This window comes from Kitasatospora griseola (genome assembly GCF_014648555.1).
GTDB lineage: Bacteria > Actinomycetota > Actinomycetes > Streptomycetales > Streptomycetaceae > Kitasatospora > Kitasatospora griseola.
This window is the reverse complement of sequence record NZ_BMRI01000020.1, coordinates 11140-27037: the sequence shown is the minus strand read 5'-3', so window position 1 is coordinate 27037 and position 15898 is coordinate 11140. Positions and strand designations below refer to the sequence as shown.

Below are 15898 nucleotides of genomic sequence, written 5' to 3'. Positions count from 1 at the left end.
GCCCGGCGGGCGGCGAGCAGCGCGGCGAAGCGTGCCGTCCGTGCTCGGCCGTTCAGCGTCAGCACGGGCGCACCGCCCGGTCCGCGCAGTTCCAGGACGGGGATCTGCGTCACGGTCAAACTGCTGCCGCGCGAGCGGCCGTTGCAGACGGTGACGGTGTGTTCGTACGGGGTGATGCCGTCGAGGCCGTGAGCGGCGGGCGGCTCGTCGGTGCGGGCGATCACCAGGCCGTCCGCGTACCAGAACACGACCGGCATGCGGTGGGCCATGCGCCGGTCCTGGCGCACCGCGAGCGCGGCGAGCACGACGCAGCCGAGCGCCACGGCGGCGCCGGCCGACCGGGCTGCCGGCCCGAAGCGCTCCGCGCAGGCCAGGACGGTGCTCAGGATCGCGACCGGCAGGAGGAACAGGCCGATCGGCGAGAGCACCGACCGCAGCGGCATCCGGTGCGCCGCGAGCAGCTCGCCGTAGCCCTCGCGCTCGGCCAACTCCGTTACCGCTTCTGTGGGTTCCATTCCCGGAGAGGTACCCGTCGACGGCCCACCGGTACACGTCCTGCCGGGCGCCAACGGGCCGGGCCGGTCAGGCGCTGTGCGGCACTCCGGCGACCAGGACGCTCTGGCCGCGGAACTCGGCGACCACCGTGCCGGCGGTGGTGCGGACGGTGACGTCGTAGACGCCCTGCCGCCCGGACCGGGTGCGCTCGGTCGCCTCGGCGACCAGTTCGTCGCCGATCTGCGCGGGGGCGAGGAAGGTGACCTGCGCGCCCTGGGCGAGGGCGACGGGGCCGTAGCTGTTGCAGGCGTAGGAGAACGCGGCGTCGGCGAGCAGGAACACGTACCCGCCGTGGCCGATGCCGTGGGCGTTGGCCATCTCCTCGGTGACCTTCATCCGGGCCACCGCCCGTCCGCCGGTCACCTCGTCGAGGGTGATGCCCGCGCCCTGACAGGCTCGGTCCCGTTCGAACAGTGCGTCGATCCTTGCAGTCCCCATCACGGCTCCCCCCAGTGAGCTGCCCGTTCTCGGGCGTCAGCATTAGACCGACCGAACTGATCGGCTGTCAATGCCCCCTTGCGGCGACCGCCGGGGCCCGGGTACGGGTCCCGGCGGTCGTGCTGTGCCCGGTGGATCAGGCCGCCCAGCCCTCCTGCGCCCCGGCCGTCAGGTCGTCGAGCGTGACCGGTCCCTCGGCCGACTTCCGCTCGACGTAGCCGATCACCTTGCGCACCTCGGCCGCGGCCGGCGGCGCACCGTCCGGTGTGCCGAGCAGCTCGCCCAGCAGGGCGGCGGTGCCCTCCGAGGTGCCGCCGCCCAGTTCGACCAGGCGGTGGGTGGCCCGGACGTGGGCGGCGCCCGCGTCGGTGCTCGCGGTGAACTCCCGGTCGTAGACGGCCCGTCCGAGCCGCACGGTGCCGAGCAGCTGCTCGTGCTCGGCGGGGGTGCGGACGGCGGACGGGTCGGCGTCCGGCGCCAGCAGCCGCTGGACCTCGTCCAGCCGCCACGCCCCGTCGGTGACCCGGAGCTCACCGGCCCGCTGCCGCTCGGTGAAGGCGAGGTACTGGTCGCCCGACACCTCCCGGCCGGTGGTCTCGGACAGCGGGATGTCGACGGCGAACGGCACGACTCCCCGTTCCTTGACCGGGTTTCGGCTCCCGTCGAAGAGCGTCACCTCGACCTCGGCGTGGCCGGCGTACCGCGCCATCGGGGCCGCGAACTTGCCGTTGGAGATCACCTGGCCGGAGTCGCTGTGGCCGCCGCCGTCGCGCCACAGGCGCTGCGCGCCGCCGACGATCGCCGGGCTGTTGGTGACGTCACCGGTGATCTTGGCGCCGAGCTGGGCCTGGACGCCCGCGTTCTTCGCCGACAGGTCGTTGCGGGTGGTGCCGGAGGTGACGCCGTTGGCCGGGCTGAGCTCGACCTTGTCGTCGACCGCCCGGTGTTCGAGCGAGACGACCTTCACGCCGACCTCGACGCCCTTGCCGCCGCCGAGCGTCACCCGGTTGGACGGGAGGGTCGCCGCGACGCCCATTCCCTGGGTGGCGGTTCCGAACAGCGCCGACAGGTGGCTGTGCGAGGTGACGGTCCCGACCACGGGTTCCATCTCCTTCCAGGCCGACTTGCCGAAGTACTCCGGGCCGCGCAGCCGCACCAGGTCCTGGACACCGCCGACGTCGCCGAGCCAGCGCAGCACGTCGGTGTCGCGCAGGCCGGTCTCCCAGACCCGCTCCGGCGGGACCTGGACGGTGACGGGCTCGGGCGGCCGGACCGTGCCGGTCGCCCCGGCGGCCCCGGTCGTGGGAACCGCCACGGTCTCGCCGGTCTCGACCAGGGCCTCGAACCCGATCGCCGCGGTGCGCCGCTGGTACACCTGCCGGCCGAGATGGGGCCGCCGGTCGATGCTGAACACCAGCTCCGCCTCACCGGCGTAGGCGCTGCCGGGCAGCTTGGCCTTGGTGGCCGACCCGGCCGAGGTGGCCCGGGTCTGCACGTCCGCCCGGTCGTGGCCCCGGCCGGCGGTGCCGGTCAGACCGGCCGTCACCGAGACGGCGGGCGCGCCGGGCACGGGGACGGCGGTCGTCACGCCGAGCGCGCCCTGGTGGCCGGTGCCGGTGGCGTCGGTGTGCGCGAAGCTGCGCTGCACGTCGGTGCCGGCGTTGAACTCGGTGGTGCCCGCGTCGCCGAGGTGCACCATCCGGTCGCGGAGCTGGGCGCCGACCCGGACGGTGGTCCGGCCGTGCCGCACCACGATCTCGTCGCCGGCCGTCATGGCCTTCAGCCGGGACTGCAGCCGGTCGGGGGTGAGTTCCGCGTCCAGCTTGCCGCGGATGCCCGCCCAGTCACGGCCGAACGGATTGCGCGTCAACTCCGGCTGCCCGGCCTGTTTCCGCCGCAGGGCGCGCAGCCCGCCGGGCTTCCAGCCCGACTCCACCTGGGCCAGCACCGACTCGCCGAGCGTCCGCCGGGGAGCCCCGCCGGTCGCCCCGGGCAGCGCGTGGATGTCGGTGACGATCGCCGAGGAGTCGAGGCGCCGTCCCTCCGCGAAGCCCTTCGGCAGCTTCTCCGTGGTCCGCTCGACCGGCCCGGACGCCGGGACGGCGTCACGCGTCGGGACGGCCACCCGGGCCACCGTCTCCACGTCCGTGCTGTGCACGCCGTCGGACACGCCCAGCCGCTTGAACGCGACCTCCACGTGGTAGGGCGCCGCGACGTCGAAGAACACGGCCGGCTCGACGTGCTTGCCCCGGTTGGAGGCCGAGCCGACGGTCTCCGTCGCCCGGCCGTAACCGCGGTCCACCCGGTACGCGTAGCCGCCGCTGACGTCCACGACCTCGGTCTTCACCTTGACCTGGCCGCCGCCGTTCAACCGGTCCCGGCTGTCCCGCAGGTTGCCGTTGCCGCTGGACGTGCGGGTGCCGGACTCGAACTCGTACTTGTCCGCGGCGGAGTGGTATGTGGACTCCCCCAGCTTCGCCGTGACGGTCACCTCGGCCGACCAGGTCCTGCCGGAGACGGTCTCGGTGATCCTCCCGCCGCGGGTGAGCTGCGAGAGCTGGGCCTTGAGCGCGACCCGGTCGAAGCTCGCGCCGATCCGCTGCTTCACCTCCTCCGACGGCTCGCCGTGCTTGGTCCGCACCGCGTTCTCCACCTCCGCGCGCACCTTGTCGGCGCCGCTCAGCGTGTGCACCACGTAGGAGGCGTTCAGCTCGTGACGGTCCGTCATCCGGCTCGGCGCCCGGTGCGGGGCCGGCTCGGTGCGGGCACTGGTCGGAGCGGCGGGCGCGGCGCCCTCGGGCCGCTTGAACCCGATCACGCCGTCCTCGGTGCGCGGCGCCTGCACCTTGACGGTCTCCCGGGCGTCCAGGCCCACCTCGACGCGGACCGGCACCGAGACGTCCGGACGTCCGCCGCCCGCCTCGCCGGGCCGACCGACGTGCACGTCCACCACCAACTCGGCCCCGTAAATCACCTGCGGGGCACTGTACTTGCCGCTGGCGTACACCCGGTCGGCCTGCCGGCCCTGCCCGCCGGCTCGCCGACGCTGCTGGCCGGAGCCGGTGACGCCGATCTCGGCGCCGGGCGTGCCCTTGGCGGCCTTGGCGACGGTGCCGCCGAGCTGGCCCTGCTCGATGACGGTCCGCGCGTCCAGGCGGCGGTTCACGCTGAACGCGCCGGTCTCGTTGACGGCGTTGAGTTCGGCCTTGCCGTCCTCCCGGCGGTAGGTCATCGCCTCGACCCGGGCGACGGCCGTGACGACCTGGACCTCCTTGCCGGGGATCCTCACCTCCAGCGGCTCGCCGCGGGTCATCCCGGTCAGCCGGGCAGCCAGGTTCGGCTGGCTGAAGCTCCGCATCACCTGGTCACGGACGGCGTTCCAGTCGTCGCCGAACCGCTCCCGGCCCTTGACGTCCAGCGCCGCCCGCAGGTCCGAGGTGCTCTCCAGATCGCGGACGACCACGGTCTCGCCCAGTCCGCCGCGGTCGTCGCCACCGCGCCAGACGCTGTCCGGCGGGCCGACCACCTCGTGCAGCTGCGGCTCACCGTCCGGTCGGGGCACCGGGGTTGACGCCTCTGCGGCGCTCCGCTCCGGGGCGGTGTCCGCACGGTCGACCAGCAGCCGGACGTCCGCCGCGGTCGCGTCGTGCGCCGGGCCGGCGCCGTCCGTCGTGGCCGAGTCGTGGGCGACGGGCTTGCCGTTGAACGACAGCTCGAAGTGGACGGTGCCGTCGTACAGCACGCCGGGCACCTTGGACTTGCTGGTCAGCTGGGAGGTCCGGGCGTCGCCGCTGATCTCCACGTGGTCCCGACCGAGTCGCCCGGCGCCACCGCCGCCGATCAGGCCGGTGCCCGGCTTCACTCCGGCCGAGAACCCGAGCTGGCCCGCGTGGCCGCCGCTCGACGACGTGCTGCGCACCTGCTGCACGGTGGTGCCGATGTTGAACTCGGTCTCCTTGGTGGTGCCGACCTGCCTCAACTCCCCCACCCGCGCGGTGATGTCGACCGTGCCTACGGGCTTGCCGCGCCGGTCGGTGAGCGTGACGGAGACCGGCTCGCCGGCCGTCATGCTCTTCAGGTCCCGCTGGAGCCGGGCGAAGTCGACCTCGGCGAGGACCTTCTCGCGCAGCGCGGGCCAGTGACCGCCGAACTCCTGCCTGGCCGCCGCCTCCGCGTGGTCCAGCAGCCCCTCCACCGGCGTACGGTTCCGGTCCGTGCCGCGCGGCGCGAGGTCGAGCACGATCTCCTGGCCGCCGACCCGCCCGTCCCGGAGCCGCTGCGGGGGCACCCGCAGCTCGCCGCCCGATGTGACGTCGGGCCGCTCCGGAACGGCGACGGTCAGGTCGAGATCCACCCGGTCGGTGCGGTCGGCCGAACCGGTGTGCACCGGTTCGCCGTTGTGGCGCAGGTCGCCGAAGTCGAGCGTCAGCTCCATTGTCGACTTGTACACCTCGGCGGGCCCACTGGTCTTCGACCGGGCCACCATGCCGCCCAGATCCAGGTTGACCTCGGCCTGGCCGCGGTCGTGGTAGTACGCGACGAGCTCCGCCGGATCCCCGATGCCACGCGCCTGCCGGGCCTGGACACCGACGTTGAACTGCCACTGCGCATCACGGTTGGTCCCGGTCGCCACCGTCCGGTCGGCGCCGTTCTCGAACTCGATCTTCTCGGTGCGCAGGTGCGTCGACCCGGTGACCTGGCCGCGCAGCTTGACGCTCCCGCTCCAGCCGCTGCCCTCGAACGGCGCCGTCCACACCTCGCCCCGCGACAGCGCACCGAGCATCGGGCGCAGCGTCGCCGGACCGAAGTGCGCGTCCGCGAACGCCTGCGCCGCCGCCCGGTCCCCGGGCACCGCCCGCTCGATGACATCGATGACCTTCTCCCGCACCGCCTTCTCGTTCCCGGTCAGCCCGACCACCAGGTCGGTGCCGGCGATCGGCTTCGGCGCGACGGTCTCCTGCGGCGACGTCGGTGCGGGCTCGGACGTCGGTGCCGGGGTCGGCGTGAGCGTCTCGTCCACGGGCGGCGTGACCGGGGTGCGGTCGGCAGCCGGGACGTGCTCGGTCGCTGACGTACTGTCGGTCTCCGCCACGTGCTCGCTCGCGGATACGTGGTCGGTCTCCGGCGCATGCGCCGTCGGCGGGACGTGCTCGGTCGCCGGGACGTGGCCGGTCGGCGGAACGTGTTCCGTCGCCGGAGCGCCGCCGGTCGAGGCCTGGTCGGTCGGTGGGACGTGCTCGGTCACCGGAACGTGCTCGGTCACCGGGACGTCGCCGGTCGACGGAACGTGCTCCGTCGGCAGGATGTCGCCGGTCGACGGAACATGCTCCGTCGGCAGGATGTCGCCGGTCGACGGAACATGCTCCGTCGCCGGGACGTGCTCGGTCGAGGCCTGGTCGGTCACCGGAACGTGCTCGGTCACCGGAACGTCGCCGGTCGACGGAACGTGCTCCGTCGGCAGGATGTCGCCGGTCGACGGAACGTGCTCCGTCGCCGGAACGCCGCCGGTCGAGGCCTGGTCGGTCGGTGGGACGTGCTCGGTCACCGGAACGTGCTCGGTCACCGGGACGTCGCCGGTCGACGGAACGTGCTCCGTCGGCAGGATGTCGCCGGTCGGCGGAACATGCTCCGTCGCCGGGACGTGCTCGGTCGAGGCCTGGCCGGCCGGTGGGACACGCTCGGTCACCGAGGCGTCGCCGGTCGAGGCCTGGCCGGGCGGCGGAACATGCTCGGTCACCGGGATGTCGCCGGTCGGCGGGACGTGCTCGGTCGCCAGGGTGCGCCGCAGCGGCGGTGTGCTGCCGTCGTAGTGGTCGCCGGCGCGGTACACCGTCACCGGGCGTCCGTCCTCGGGGCCGAAGACCGCATGGGTGTTGCCGTCGTGGTCGACCACCCGGAGCCGGAGGCCCAGCGCGTGGGCGGTGGCCGGCGGGAGCATCTCGCCGCCGGTCGACCGCCACTGGGTGTCCCAGCTCTGGACGGTGCGGAGCAGGGCGGCCCGTTCCTGCTGCGACGGCGGCGGTGCGTTGTCGGTGAGGTGCTGGCCGACGATCTCCTTCAACTCGTCGACGGGCATGCCTCGGAACGCCTCGTGGATGTCGACGGGGAGGTAGGCCAGCAGGTCGCCCGCGGGCAGGTCCGGACGACCGAGCAGGTTGCCGCGGTAGTTGGACACCACCTCGGTCGGCCAGTCCTCCGGGCGGAGCGCCCGGAAGTGGTCCGCGACCGCGGCTTGCAGCTGCTGCGGTCCCGCGAGGTCCGGCGCACCCACCGCGACCGAGCGGAGCAGGCAGTAGCCGTCCCCGGCCACCGGCACCCGCTCCCCGGGCGGCGGGAACTCCGCCTCGGACACACGCACGGGCTCGGACGTGCGCGCGCCCTCCGCGGGGGAGGTCGAACGCACTGGGCTCTCCTGGCCCGTCCCGGTACGGGTTTCGGTGACGGTCTCCGACCTGACCGGGGCCGGGGCCAGGGCCGGGGTGCGCGGGCCCAACTCGGCCGGGGCCGAGGCCGATCGGGGCCGGTTCGGCCCGCCGACCACCTGGCCGTTGCCGCCGCCGGGGATGCTCGACGGCGGAACGGTGGTCGTGGTCGGCCCCGGCGTGTCCGATCCGTCACCGCCGGACGAGGTCCGGTCGGTCGGCTGCGGAGCGGCCGGCTGCGCCGCGGCAGCCTTCGGCACCTGCTCGGGGTTGGCGTGGTCGAGGGTGGCGTGCTCGGCGCCGAAGCCGTCGTCGATGTCCATCGGCTCGGATGTGTCGTGCGACGGCTCGCCGCGAGTGAACGTGCTGTAGCGCTCCATGAATTGCGGGTCGTGCGGCCCGGAGATGTTGGTCTCGTGCCCGTCGGCGACGGAGGCCCACACCGTCCACGAGGGGTCGAAGCTGTAGGGCATCTCGCCGGGCCGCGCGGGCACCACCCGACGGTCCGTCAGGTCGGCCCAGCGCAGCACGCCGTCCCGGTCGTGGACCAGCGCGACGGCGTGTCCGGCACCGGTCGGTCCGGCGCCCAGCACGGTGGCGAAGCTGCCCTTGCCGCCGGCCTGCAGCTTCGCCATCAACTCGCCCACCGCGCCCGGCCCTTCACCGAACAACGCAGGCCCGTCGTGCCGCTTCCACAGCACGTTGCCGGGGATCGGCTCGACCGTCCCGTGCAAGGTCTGCCCCGAGACCCGGGGCCGCCCGAAGTGGGTGTCCCGGTACGCCTCGACGTTCTCCAGGCAGGCCTTCATGTCGTCGCCGGGCCGGAAGCCCTCGGCGGGCCGCACGGGCGACTGGTGCGGATTGACGTGCCCCAGCAGGGTGTTGCTCATCTGCGGGTGCAACTTGGTTCCCTCGCCAAGGTAGTTGACCAGCCGCTGGGTCAACTCGTGCTGCGGGCCCACCGCCTGGTAGCCGCGGTCCTGCATCACGGCGTTGGAGTTCTCGTACGCGGGGGTGCGCTGCCGCTTGGCCTGCCGCCCGTCCGGCTCGGACTCCCGGCGCAGCGCCACCTCCTCGTCGTCCCGGCCACGCTTGCGGTCGTTGCGGGGCTGCTCCTGCGGCGTCTCGACGTCCATCGGCTCGACGCCCCGATCAACGCGGCGCTCGGCCGGCGCCCCCTCGACATCCATCGGCTCGATGTCCATCGGATCGACGTCACGGTCGGCAACGCGCTCAACGTCCGCTCCGCGTCGCATGGTTGACGACGACATCTCGGCCGGCGACTCGGTGCCCCGCTCGCCGGCGCGCTTCGCCTGCAGGGCGTCGATCTCCGCCCGCAGCGTCTCGCGGTCCACCGGCTTCGTGGGCCGCTCGTCACGGAAGCGGTGACCGGACTCGTCGATCAGGTCGATCGCTTTGTCCGGCAGGGGGCGGTCCGAGATGTACCGGCCTGCCAGCTGCTCGGCGGCCGACGGACGCGGGGTGGTGCCGTGCTGCCCGGTGACCGGCGCGCCGATGCCTTCGCCGGTCGGCGGGGGCGGCGGTGGGGCGGCCGGGCTGCCGAAGCCGCGGGTGCCGGTGGCCGTGCCGTGCCCGCCGACCGCGGGCGGCGGCGGGGGCGGCGGAGGCGGGGTGGGGCCGGTCAGGTTGAGGTCGTTCAGGCGGCGGCGCACGGCGTCCGGCCCGGGTTCGCTCTCGTTGTCGGACTCGCTGTCGTCCCGGCGGCGCTTGCGCTCCGGCCGCGCGGTGTCGGCCGTCCCGTCGTGCATCTGCACGTCCGCGTCCGGGGTGTGGCTGCCGGACTGGCTCGCGTCGGCCATCACCACGTCGTGGTCGGAGGCCGGCTGCGGGACGTGGTCGGGTCGGTACAGGCCCTCCACGCCGAGCCGGCTCAGCTGGTCGTCCGTCAGCTTGGCGGTGTCGGCGCGGTTGGCGAAGTCGCCGGACGAGGAGACCGGGAGCTTGCCGGCGTGCGGGGACGGGATGCCGAGATCGTCGACGATCATCTGCGCGCTGTCACTGAGCTTCCCGGCCGTCCGCAGCTGCTCCAGGTCGTCCTGGGTCTTGGGGGCCATGATGTCGCGCAGCTCGGGCGGCACCAGGCCGTTCGCCTCCAGACCGCGGACGGCCTGCAACAGGTCGGCGGTGTGCGGCGCGTACAACACCTCCGGCGGCAGCTGCTCGTGGGCGACCGCGGTCAGCATGTCGGGCTCGCGAATGACGTGCGGGTCCAGGAAGTTCTGGATCCACTTGTTCACCGTCTCGTCGCCGAAGCGCAGGTTGGAGGCGCTGTTGGACAGGCTGGCGGACATCTCCTCGATCAGTGCCGGCACGTCCTCGACGTGCGCCGTCAGCGCCCGGTCGAACATGCCGGCGGGGTGGTTCTCCCCCGCCCCGGCGCGCGCGTGCACGCCGCCGTACTGCCGGGCGACCAGTTCCCGGTCGGCCGTGGCCCAGGCCACCCGGGCCGCCGCGCCTTCGCCGAGCTGCGCGTTGTCCCGCATTTCCTTCGTGTGCACCTGGTCCACCCGGTCGCGCACCGTCTCGGTGGTGGCGATCTTCCGCTCCGTGGCGGCCAGGTCGGCCTCCGCGTTCTTCAGCTCCTTTCGGGCGCTCTCGACCTTCGCCGCGGCCTTCCCCGCCGCCGTCTCGTGCTTCTTCGCCTCCTGCTGCTTCTGCGTGTCGCTGGGATCGGCCGCTGCTGCCCGCGCGGACTTGTCGGCCGTGTCCCTGGCCTTGGTGTGGGCCTTCTCGGCGGTCTCGAAGGCCTTCTCGGCCTTGGCCGCCTTGGCCTGACGGGCCGGAAGCTCCTTCCCCGCCGTCGTCACGTCCTTCTGCGCCTGGTCCGTCCCGGGCGTCGAATCCTTGCCAGGGACGGCCAGGTCGGACAGGCGCTCGGCGACCTCGTGCTTCCGTACCTCGGCCCGGTCGGCCGCAAGCTGCTCGGCGACCTCGCGGTAGCGGTTCGGAGCGACCGGGCCCGCGGTGGCCCGCAGGTCACCCGCCAGGGCGCGCAGCGCGTCCGGGCTCTTCCCCGCCCGCTCGACGTGACCGGCGAGATCCTCCAGGTCTCCGGCCAGCCGCTCCCGTCGGGCGGGCGTCGACAGCCCGCCCGGCCGGTCGGCGGCGGCGTGCAGCACGGCCGCCGCATCGTCCAACTTCTGCGGCCCCGTGATGCCGTTGACCAGCGCCAGGTCGTCGACCGCCTGCTGCTTGACCTTCTCGTGGACCGCGCCCATCGCGTCGCGTACCGCCCCGAGTTGCTCGGGCGTCGGGCTGTCCGGGTGCACGCCCGCCACCGCGTCGTTCAGCCTGTCGAGCTCCCGGCCGGCCGGCCCGTCCAGGCCGGACCTGCCGAGTTCACGCTCCAGGTTCTTCGCCGCCGCGTCGGCACTGCGGTGGTCGGTGATGCCGGTCGTCCCGAACGCGCCCGGCAGCCGCTCGTTGCCGTACGTCGCCCGCAGGTCGACGGTGCCCGGCGTGGCGGTCAGGTCGCGGCGCGCCAACTCCGCTTCGCCCGGCCCCCCTTGACGGATCCGGGCCTCGGCCTTGCGGCCGTACGCGTCGAGGATGCGGTGCCGGTCCGGGGCCATCGCGGAGACGAAGTCGCCGAACGCGTCCGACGCGGCGCGGTGGCTTCCCTCGTCCAGCGCGCGCGCCTTGAACACCGCCGCCGTCACGTACTTGTGCACCATGTAGTCGGCGATCACGTGGTTGCGGTTGACCTTCGCCGCCGACAGGTCGGTGTCGCCCTCCTTCGGCGGCTTCTTCTTGGTCGAGGCCGGGTCGGGCTTGCCGTCGGCCACCCGCGCCGAGACCTTCTCGGCGTGCGGCTGATCCCGCATCACCCCGTGGTCGGAGTAGCCGAACGCCTTGCGGTAGGTCTCGTCGAACTTCTTCCACGCGACCTGGTCGCCCGGCACCGGCACCCCGCCCTCGTGGGTGCTGCTCACCGCCGGCGGGGCCTTCTTCTGCACCTCCGCCAGCGCGTGCGCGAGGTCGTTCTCCCGCTGCTCGCGGTCGGCCTTCAACTCCCCCTGGCGGGTCTCCAGGTCCTTGATCCGGTCCAGGTGCACCTTCTCGCCGTCACTGCCCGTGGGCGGCTTGCGCGGCACGGCCTGCGCGAGCAGCGCGTCGTTGCGCTGCTCCTCGGCCTTGATCCGCTCGATGCTGCCCGGCAGGACCCGGATCTCGGCCTCGTGCCGTGCCCTGGCCAGCACGGCCAGCTCATTGGCGCCCGCCGTGTCCTTGAGCCGCTCGTGCTCGAAGATCGCCATCCGGTCGCGCTGCTCCTGCAGGTGCGCCTTCGCGCCCTCCAGGCTCTTCTTCCGGTCGTGGAGCTCGGGCGCGTGGTTGCCGTTGTCCAACTCGCGCTGAACGTTCCGGAGTTGCTCGTCGATCCGGGTGGCCGACCTCGACAGCTGGTCGTTGTTGCGCGACAGCACGTCCACGTGCTGGCGCTTCTCGTTCCGGTACTGGCCGAACATCACGGCGGTGTCGGGGTCCAGCAACGGCTCCCGCGCGTACATCTCCAGGTCCCTGCGGACCTGCTGGAACTCGGGCGAGTCGCTGAGGAACCTGTCGAGGGTCTCGAAGGTCTTCTTGCTGTCGATCTTGTGGTCGTAGCCGGTATCCGGCGCGACCTGCTGCGCCTGCTGCCTACGCCCACCCTGACCACCGGGGCGCGGCGGCGGGGGCGGCAACTGCTCACCGGCCGGGGCCTTCCGCTCTGCCGCCGACGGTTGGTGCTCCGTCGGCGCGGGCTGATGCCCGGTCGCCGCAGGCTGGTGCTCGCCGGTCGGGGCGGCGGTTCCGTCCACGTGCTCCATGAACTCGCGGAAGCCCTCGTAGGTGGCGTTCTGCGCGGTGGTCTCGTTCACCGGGTTCGCGGTGCCGTCGTGGAGCGCGGACGGGTTCTCGCCGTAGAGCTTCTTCAGCAGCGGGTACAGGTCGGGTTCGTGCTGCTTCACCCACTCCGGGCCGTTGTTGCGCCGGTCACCGGTGTACGGGTCGTGGCCCTCGTTCGTTCCCAGGTAGGCGTTGGTGGCCTGGGCGAAGTACTCGCGCTCGTCCCGCGACGAGTAGTTGCCGGACGTCTTGCCGTCGGGCCACTGCACGGGGTCCTTGCCGTTCTTGGGGTCCGCGGCCTCCTCGGCGGCCTTGGTCTTCCGGTCGAAGGCGTCCGTGATCGCCTGCTTGTCGTTGGGGCTCAGCCCGTACTCGTGCACGGTGTGGCTGAACTCGTGCGTGGTGGTGGAGTATCCGTGCTCGTAGTGGCCGCCCTCGCCGATCGAGGTGTGCTCGCCGAGCAGATTCTCCTCGGTGACGGCGGAGTGCTTGCCGCCCGAGCCGCGCATGTCGTCGTAGCCGCGACCGCCGCCCGCCTCGGTGTCGTTGCTGACCCCGCGCAGCTCGTGCAGCCCCGGGACGTCGGGCATCCGGACGTCCTTCGGGACGATCACCACGTCCGCACCGTTCTTCATCAACTGCGCGGCGGTTTCCGGGTCCTGGAGCATCCGGGCGACCTGCTCCTGCGCCTCCTGACGGGCGGACGCGGCCTGCTCGGCCCGCGGGTCCACGTGCACGATCAGCTCGGAGGCCACCTTGGCGAAGTCCTTCGCCGGTAGCGCGGACTTCAGCGAGTCGACGAACTCCGGGTCGCGGGCCAGCCAACGCCGGTGCTCCGGCTTCAGGTTGGCGAGCTCCTGGGCGCGCTGCTCCCGCGTCATGCCCGGCATGTCCTGCCGCAGCCGATCGGCATCGGCCGGCCGGACCCGGGACACGTTCCGCTGCGTGCCGCCGAGTTGGTCGACGGCGTCCCGCACGTTCGTCGCCCGACCCAGCCGATCGAGCTCCGCCTGCCGTTCCTGCCGCTGACGGTCCAACAGCTGGTCGTGCGCCTGCTCCGTGACCGGACGACCTGTCTCGGGAGTACGGCCCGCGCCGGGGCGGATCGTGCCACCGGCCGCGGCGGCCGGGTTCGGGGTGGCGGCGGCCGGCTTGGCCCCGCCCTGCTGCGGAACGGTCGCGGACGGCGCGGTGTGGGCCGCAGCCCCGGACCCGCCGTGCCCGCCGGCACCGCCGACCGGGCCGGGCGTGAACCCGCCCGCCATCGGCGCACCTGCCACCGGACCCTGCGTGGTGCTCGCGGCCGGCGAGGTCTCGCCCGGGCCGTCCGGAACGATCTGCCCGGGCACCGGCTCCGGCCCCGCCGGACGGGCCGTGGCCGGCCCGGCCGACAGTCGGGTCCCGCCGTCCAGGTGGGTGCCGCCGCCGGCCCCGGCGCCGCTGAGCACGCCCGACAGATTGGGCATCGCGGACGCGCCGCTCGGCCGCGGCTCCCGCGGATCGTTCTGCGGCGTCGGCTCGTAGGCCGCCGAAGTGTCGTGCGCGGCAGCCGGGTTGACGCTCTCCTGGCGCGGGATCGACTGCTGCACCGGAGTCGGTTCCGTGGTGTGCGAGGGCGCGACACTCTCCTGCCGGGGCGTCGTCTCGTGCACCGGCGGCACGGTGTGCGTGGGCACCGAATCATGGGCGGGCGCGACACTCTCCTGACGCGGCGTCGTCTCGTGCACCTGCGCGACCGGCACCGACTCCTGCACCGGGGTGGCGCTCTCCTGCCGCGGCACGGACTCATGCACGGGCGCAGCGGCGTACGTCCGCGGGGTCTCCTGCGACTGCGACGTCGGCACCGACTCGTGCGCCTGCGGCGCAGTGTGCGTCGGGACGGACTCGCGCGTCGGGACGGACTCGCGCGACGACGCGACGCTCTCCTGACGCCGCACCGAGTCGTGGGTCTGCGGCGCAGTGTGCGTCGGCGCCGACTCGTGGACCTGCGCGACGGGCTGCGGCTCGGAACGCGGCGTCGCCGACTCGCGGGTGGGCGCGACACTCTCCTGACGCGGCGTCGACTCGTGCACGGGCGCAATCGGCTGCGACTCGGCCCGCGGCGCGGCGTTCTCGTGCACGGGCGCCACGGACTCCTGGCGCGGCACGGACCGCGGTGTCGACTCGTGCACCGGCGCAGCAGGCTGCGACTCGGTACGCGGAGCGACGCTCTTATGCGCAGCAGCCACCGCCTCCTGACGCGGGACCGACCGCGGCGTCGACTCGCGCACCGGCGCAGCAGGCTGCGACTCGGCCCGGGGCGCCATCGACTCCTGGACGTGCGTGCGCGCCTGCTCACGCGGAGCCGCAGCCGGAGCCGAGGCGGACTCGTGGCCCGGCGTCGGCGCGACGTTGCGCTCGGCCGACGAGGAACCGGCGGACGGGGCGTCGCCGCCGCGTCCCGCACCGAACGGGGTCAGCCCGTTCACCTTCGACGCGCCCGCGCCCGCGCCCGCACCGGAACCCGTCTCGTGCGACGCGGCCGCAGCCGCGCCCGCACCCGAACTCCCGCTGGACGAACCCGAGTCCGCCGCGTGCGAGGCACCGGACGCGCCGGACGCACCGGAGCCACCGGACGGCCCGTGGTAGGCCGAGGCGCCCGTCGAGGTGTCGGACTTGTTGAAGCTGGGCGTGCCACCGTGCTCGCCCGCACCGGAACCGGCGCCCGCCCCGGGCAACTTCGGCGCTTCCGCCGCCTTTGGCGTGGCGAGGTGCCCCTTGACCTTGGACGCGCCGGCGTGCAGGCCCGCGCCCGCGCCGCCGGAGAGGCCGGAGCCGAGCAGGGAGTTGCCGTCGACCTTGCCGGTGGTGATCAGCTGGGTGGAGACGTCCGCGCCGACGCCGACCGCCGCGCCGGTGGCCATCTTGCCGCCGGTGGTCTTGAGTGCGGCCTCGACGCCGAGCTTCTCGCCGGCCTTGCCGATGCCCTTGCCGATCAGGTGGCCGGATGCGCCGCCGACGGCACCGCCGGCCGCGCTCATCCCCACTTCCTTCATGTCGATGCTCTTGCGGTGGCCCTCGGCGAGCTCGATGCCCTGGGCCAGCAGGTTGATCGCGGCCATCTGGACGGCCTGCTTGACCGCCATCTCGATCATTTCCTTCAGCAGCAGCTTCAGGGTGGCCGCGACCGTGGCCTTGCTCGCCGCGATGAACGCGGGCACTTCCAGCATCGAGGCGCCCGCGGTGAACGGCGCCTCGGCCTCGGCGGTCGCGATCTCGAAGGCCAGGATGCCGAGTTGGGCGATGATCTGGATCTTCGCCGTCTCCGCGGAGTTGGCGACCTGTTCCAACATGTCGCCCATGCCGTTCAGCGCGTTGATCGCGCCGGGCAGGTAGCCGGGGTCCTGCTCGGTGCCCGTGCCGACCGAGTACTTCTCCCAGTACTTGCCCAACGCCTCGGCGGCGACGCCCTGTTGGCCCTCCAGGGCGCGCTTCACCGTGGCGTCGGCGCTCTGCGCGGCGTCCTTCAGGCTGTCCGCGGCCTTGCGGCAGTGGTCGGCCATGTCGCGGAGCTGGTCCTCGTCGGCTTCCGGCCAACGGCAGCCCGCGAGCAGCAGGAGCACCCACTGGAGGGGCTCCGGGAGTTCGACAGCCAT

General features: G+C 73.5%; 3 protein-coding genes. All 3 read right to left on the bottom strand.

Translation table 11 applies throughout. From position 1 onward, the window contains the following. Nucleotides 1-515: hypothetical protein (locus IEZ12_RS23570; RefSeq protein ID WP_229847869.1), on the bottom strand; the 515-nt coding region annotated here is incomplete at its 3' end. A 67-nt stretch (nucleotides 516-582) separates the two neighbouring features. Beyond that, nucleotides 583-993, bottom strand: coding sequence for a hydroxyphenylacetyl-CoA thioesterase PaaI (gene paaI, locus IEZ12_RS23565; protein ID WP_189274427.1), 411 nt, complete (start codon nucleotides 991-993; stop codon nucleotides 583-585). A 136-nt stretch (nucleotides 994-1129) separates the two neighbouring features. Next, on the bottom strand, nucleotides 1130-15898 hold the full coding sequence (locus tag IEZ12_RS23560; RefSeq protein WP_189274425.1) for a WXG100-like domain-containing protein: 14769 nt from the start codon (nucleotides 15896-15898) through the stop codon (nucleotides 1130-1132).

Excerpts from the sequence above, each read along its gene's own strand:
- paaI (WP_189274427.1), bottom strand. The coding sequence starts at position 993 with ATGGGGACTGCAAGGATCGACGCACTGTTCGAACGGGACCGAGCCTGT.
- IEZ12_RS23560 (WP_189274425.1), bottom strand. The coding sequence starts at position 15,898 with ATGGCTGTCGAACTCCCGGAGCCCCTCCAGTGGGTGCTCCTGCTGCTC.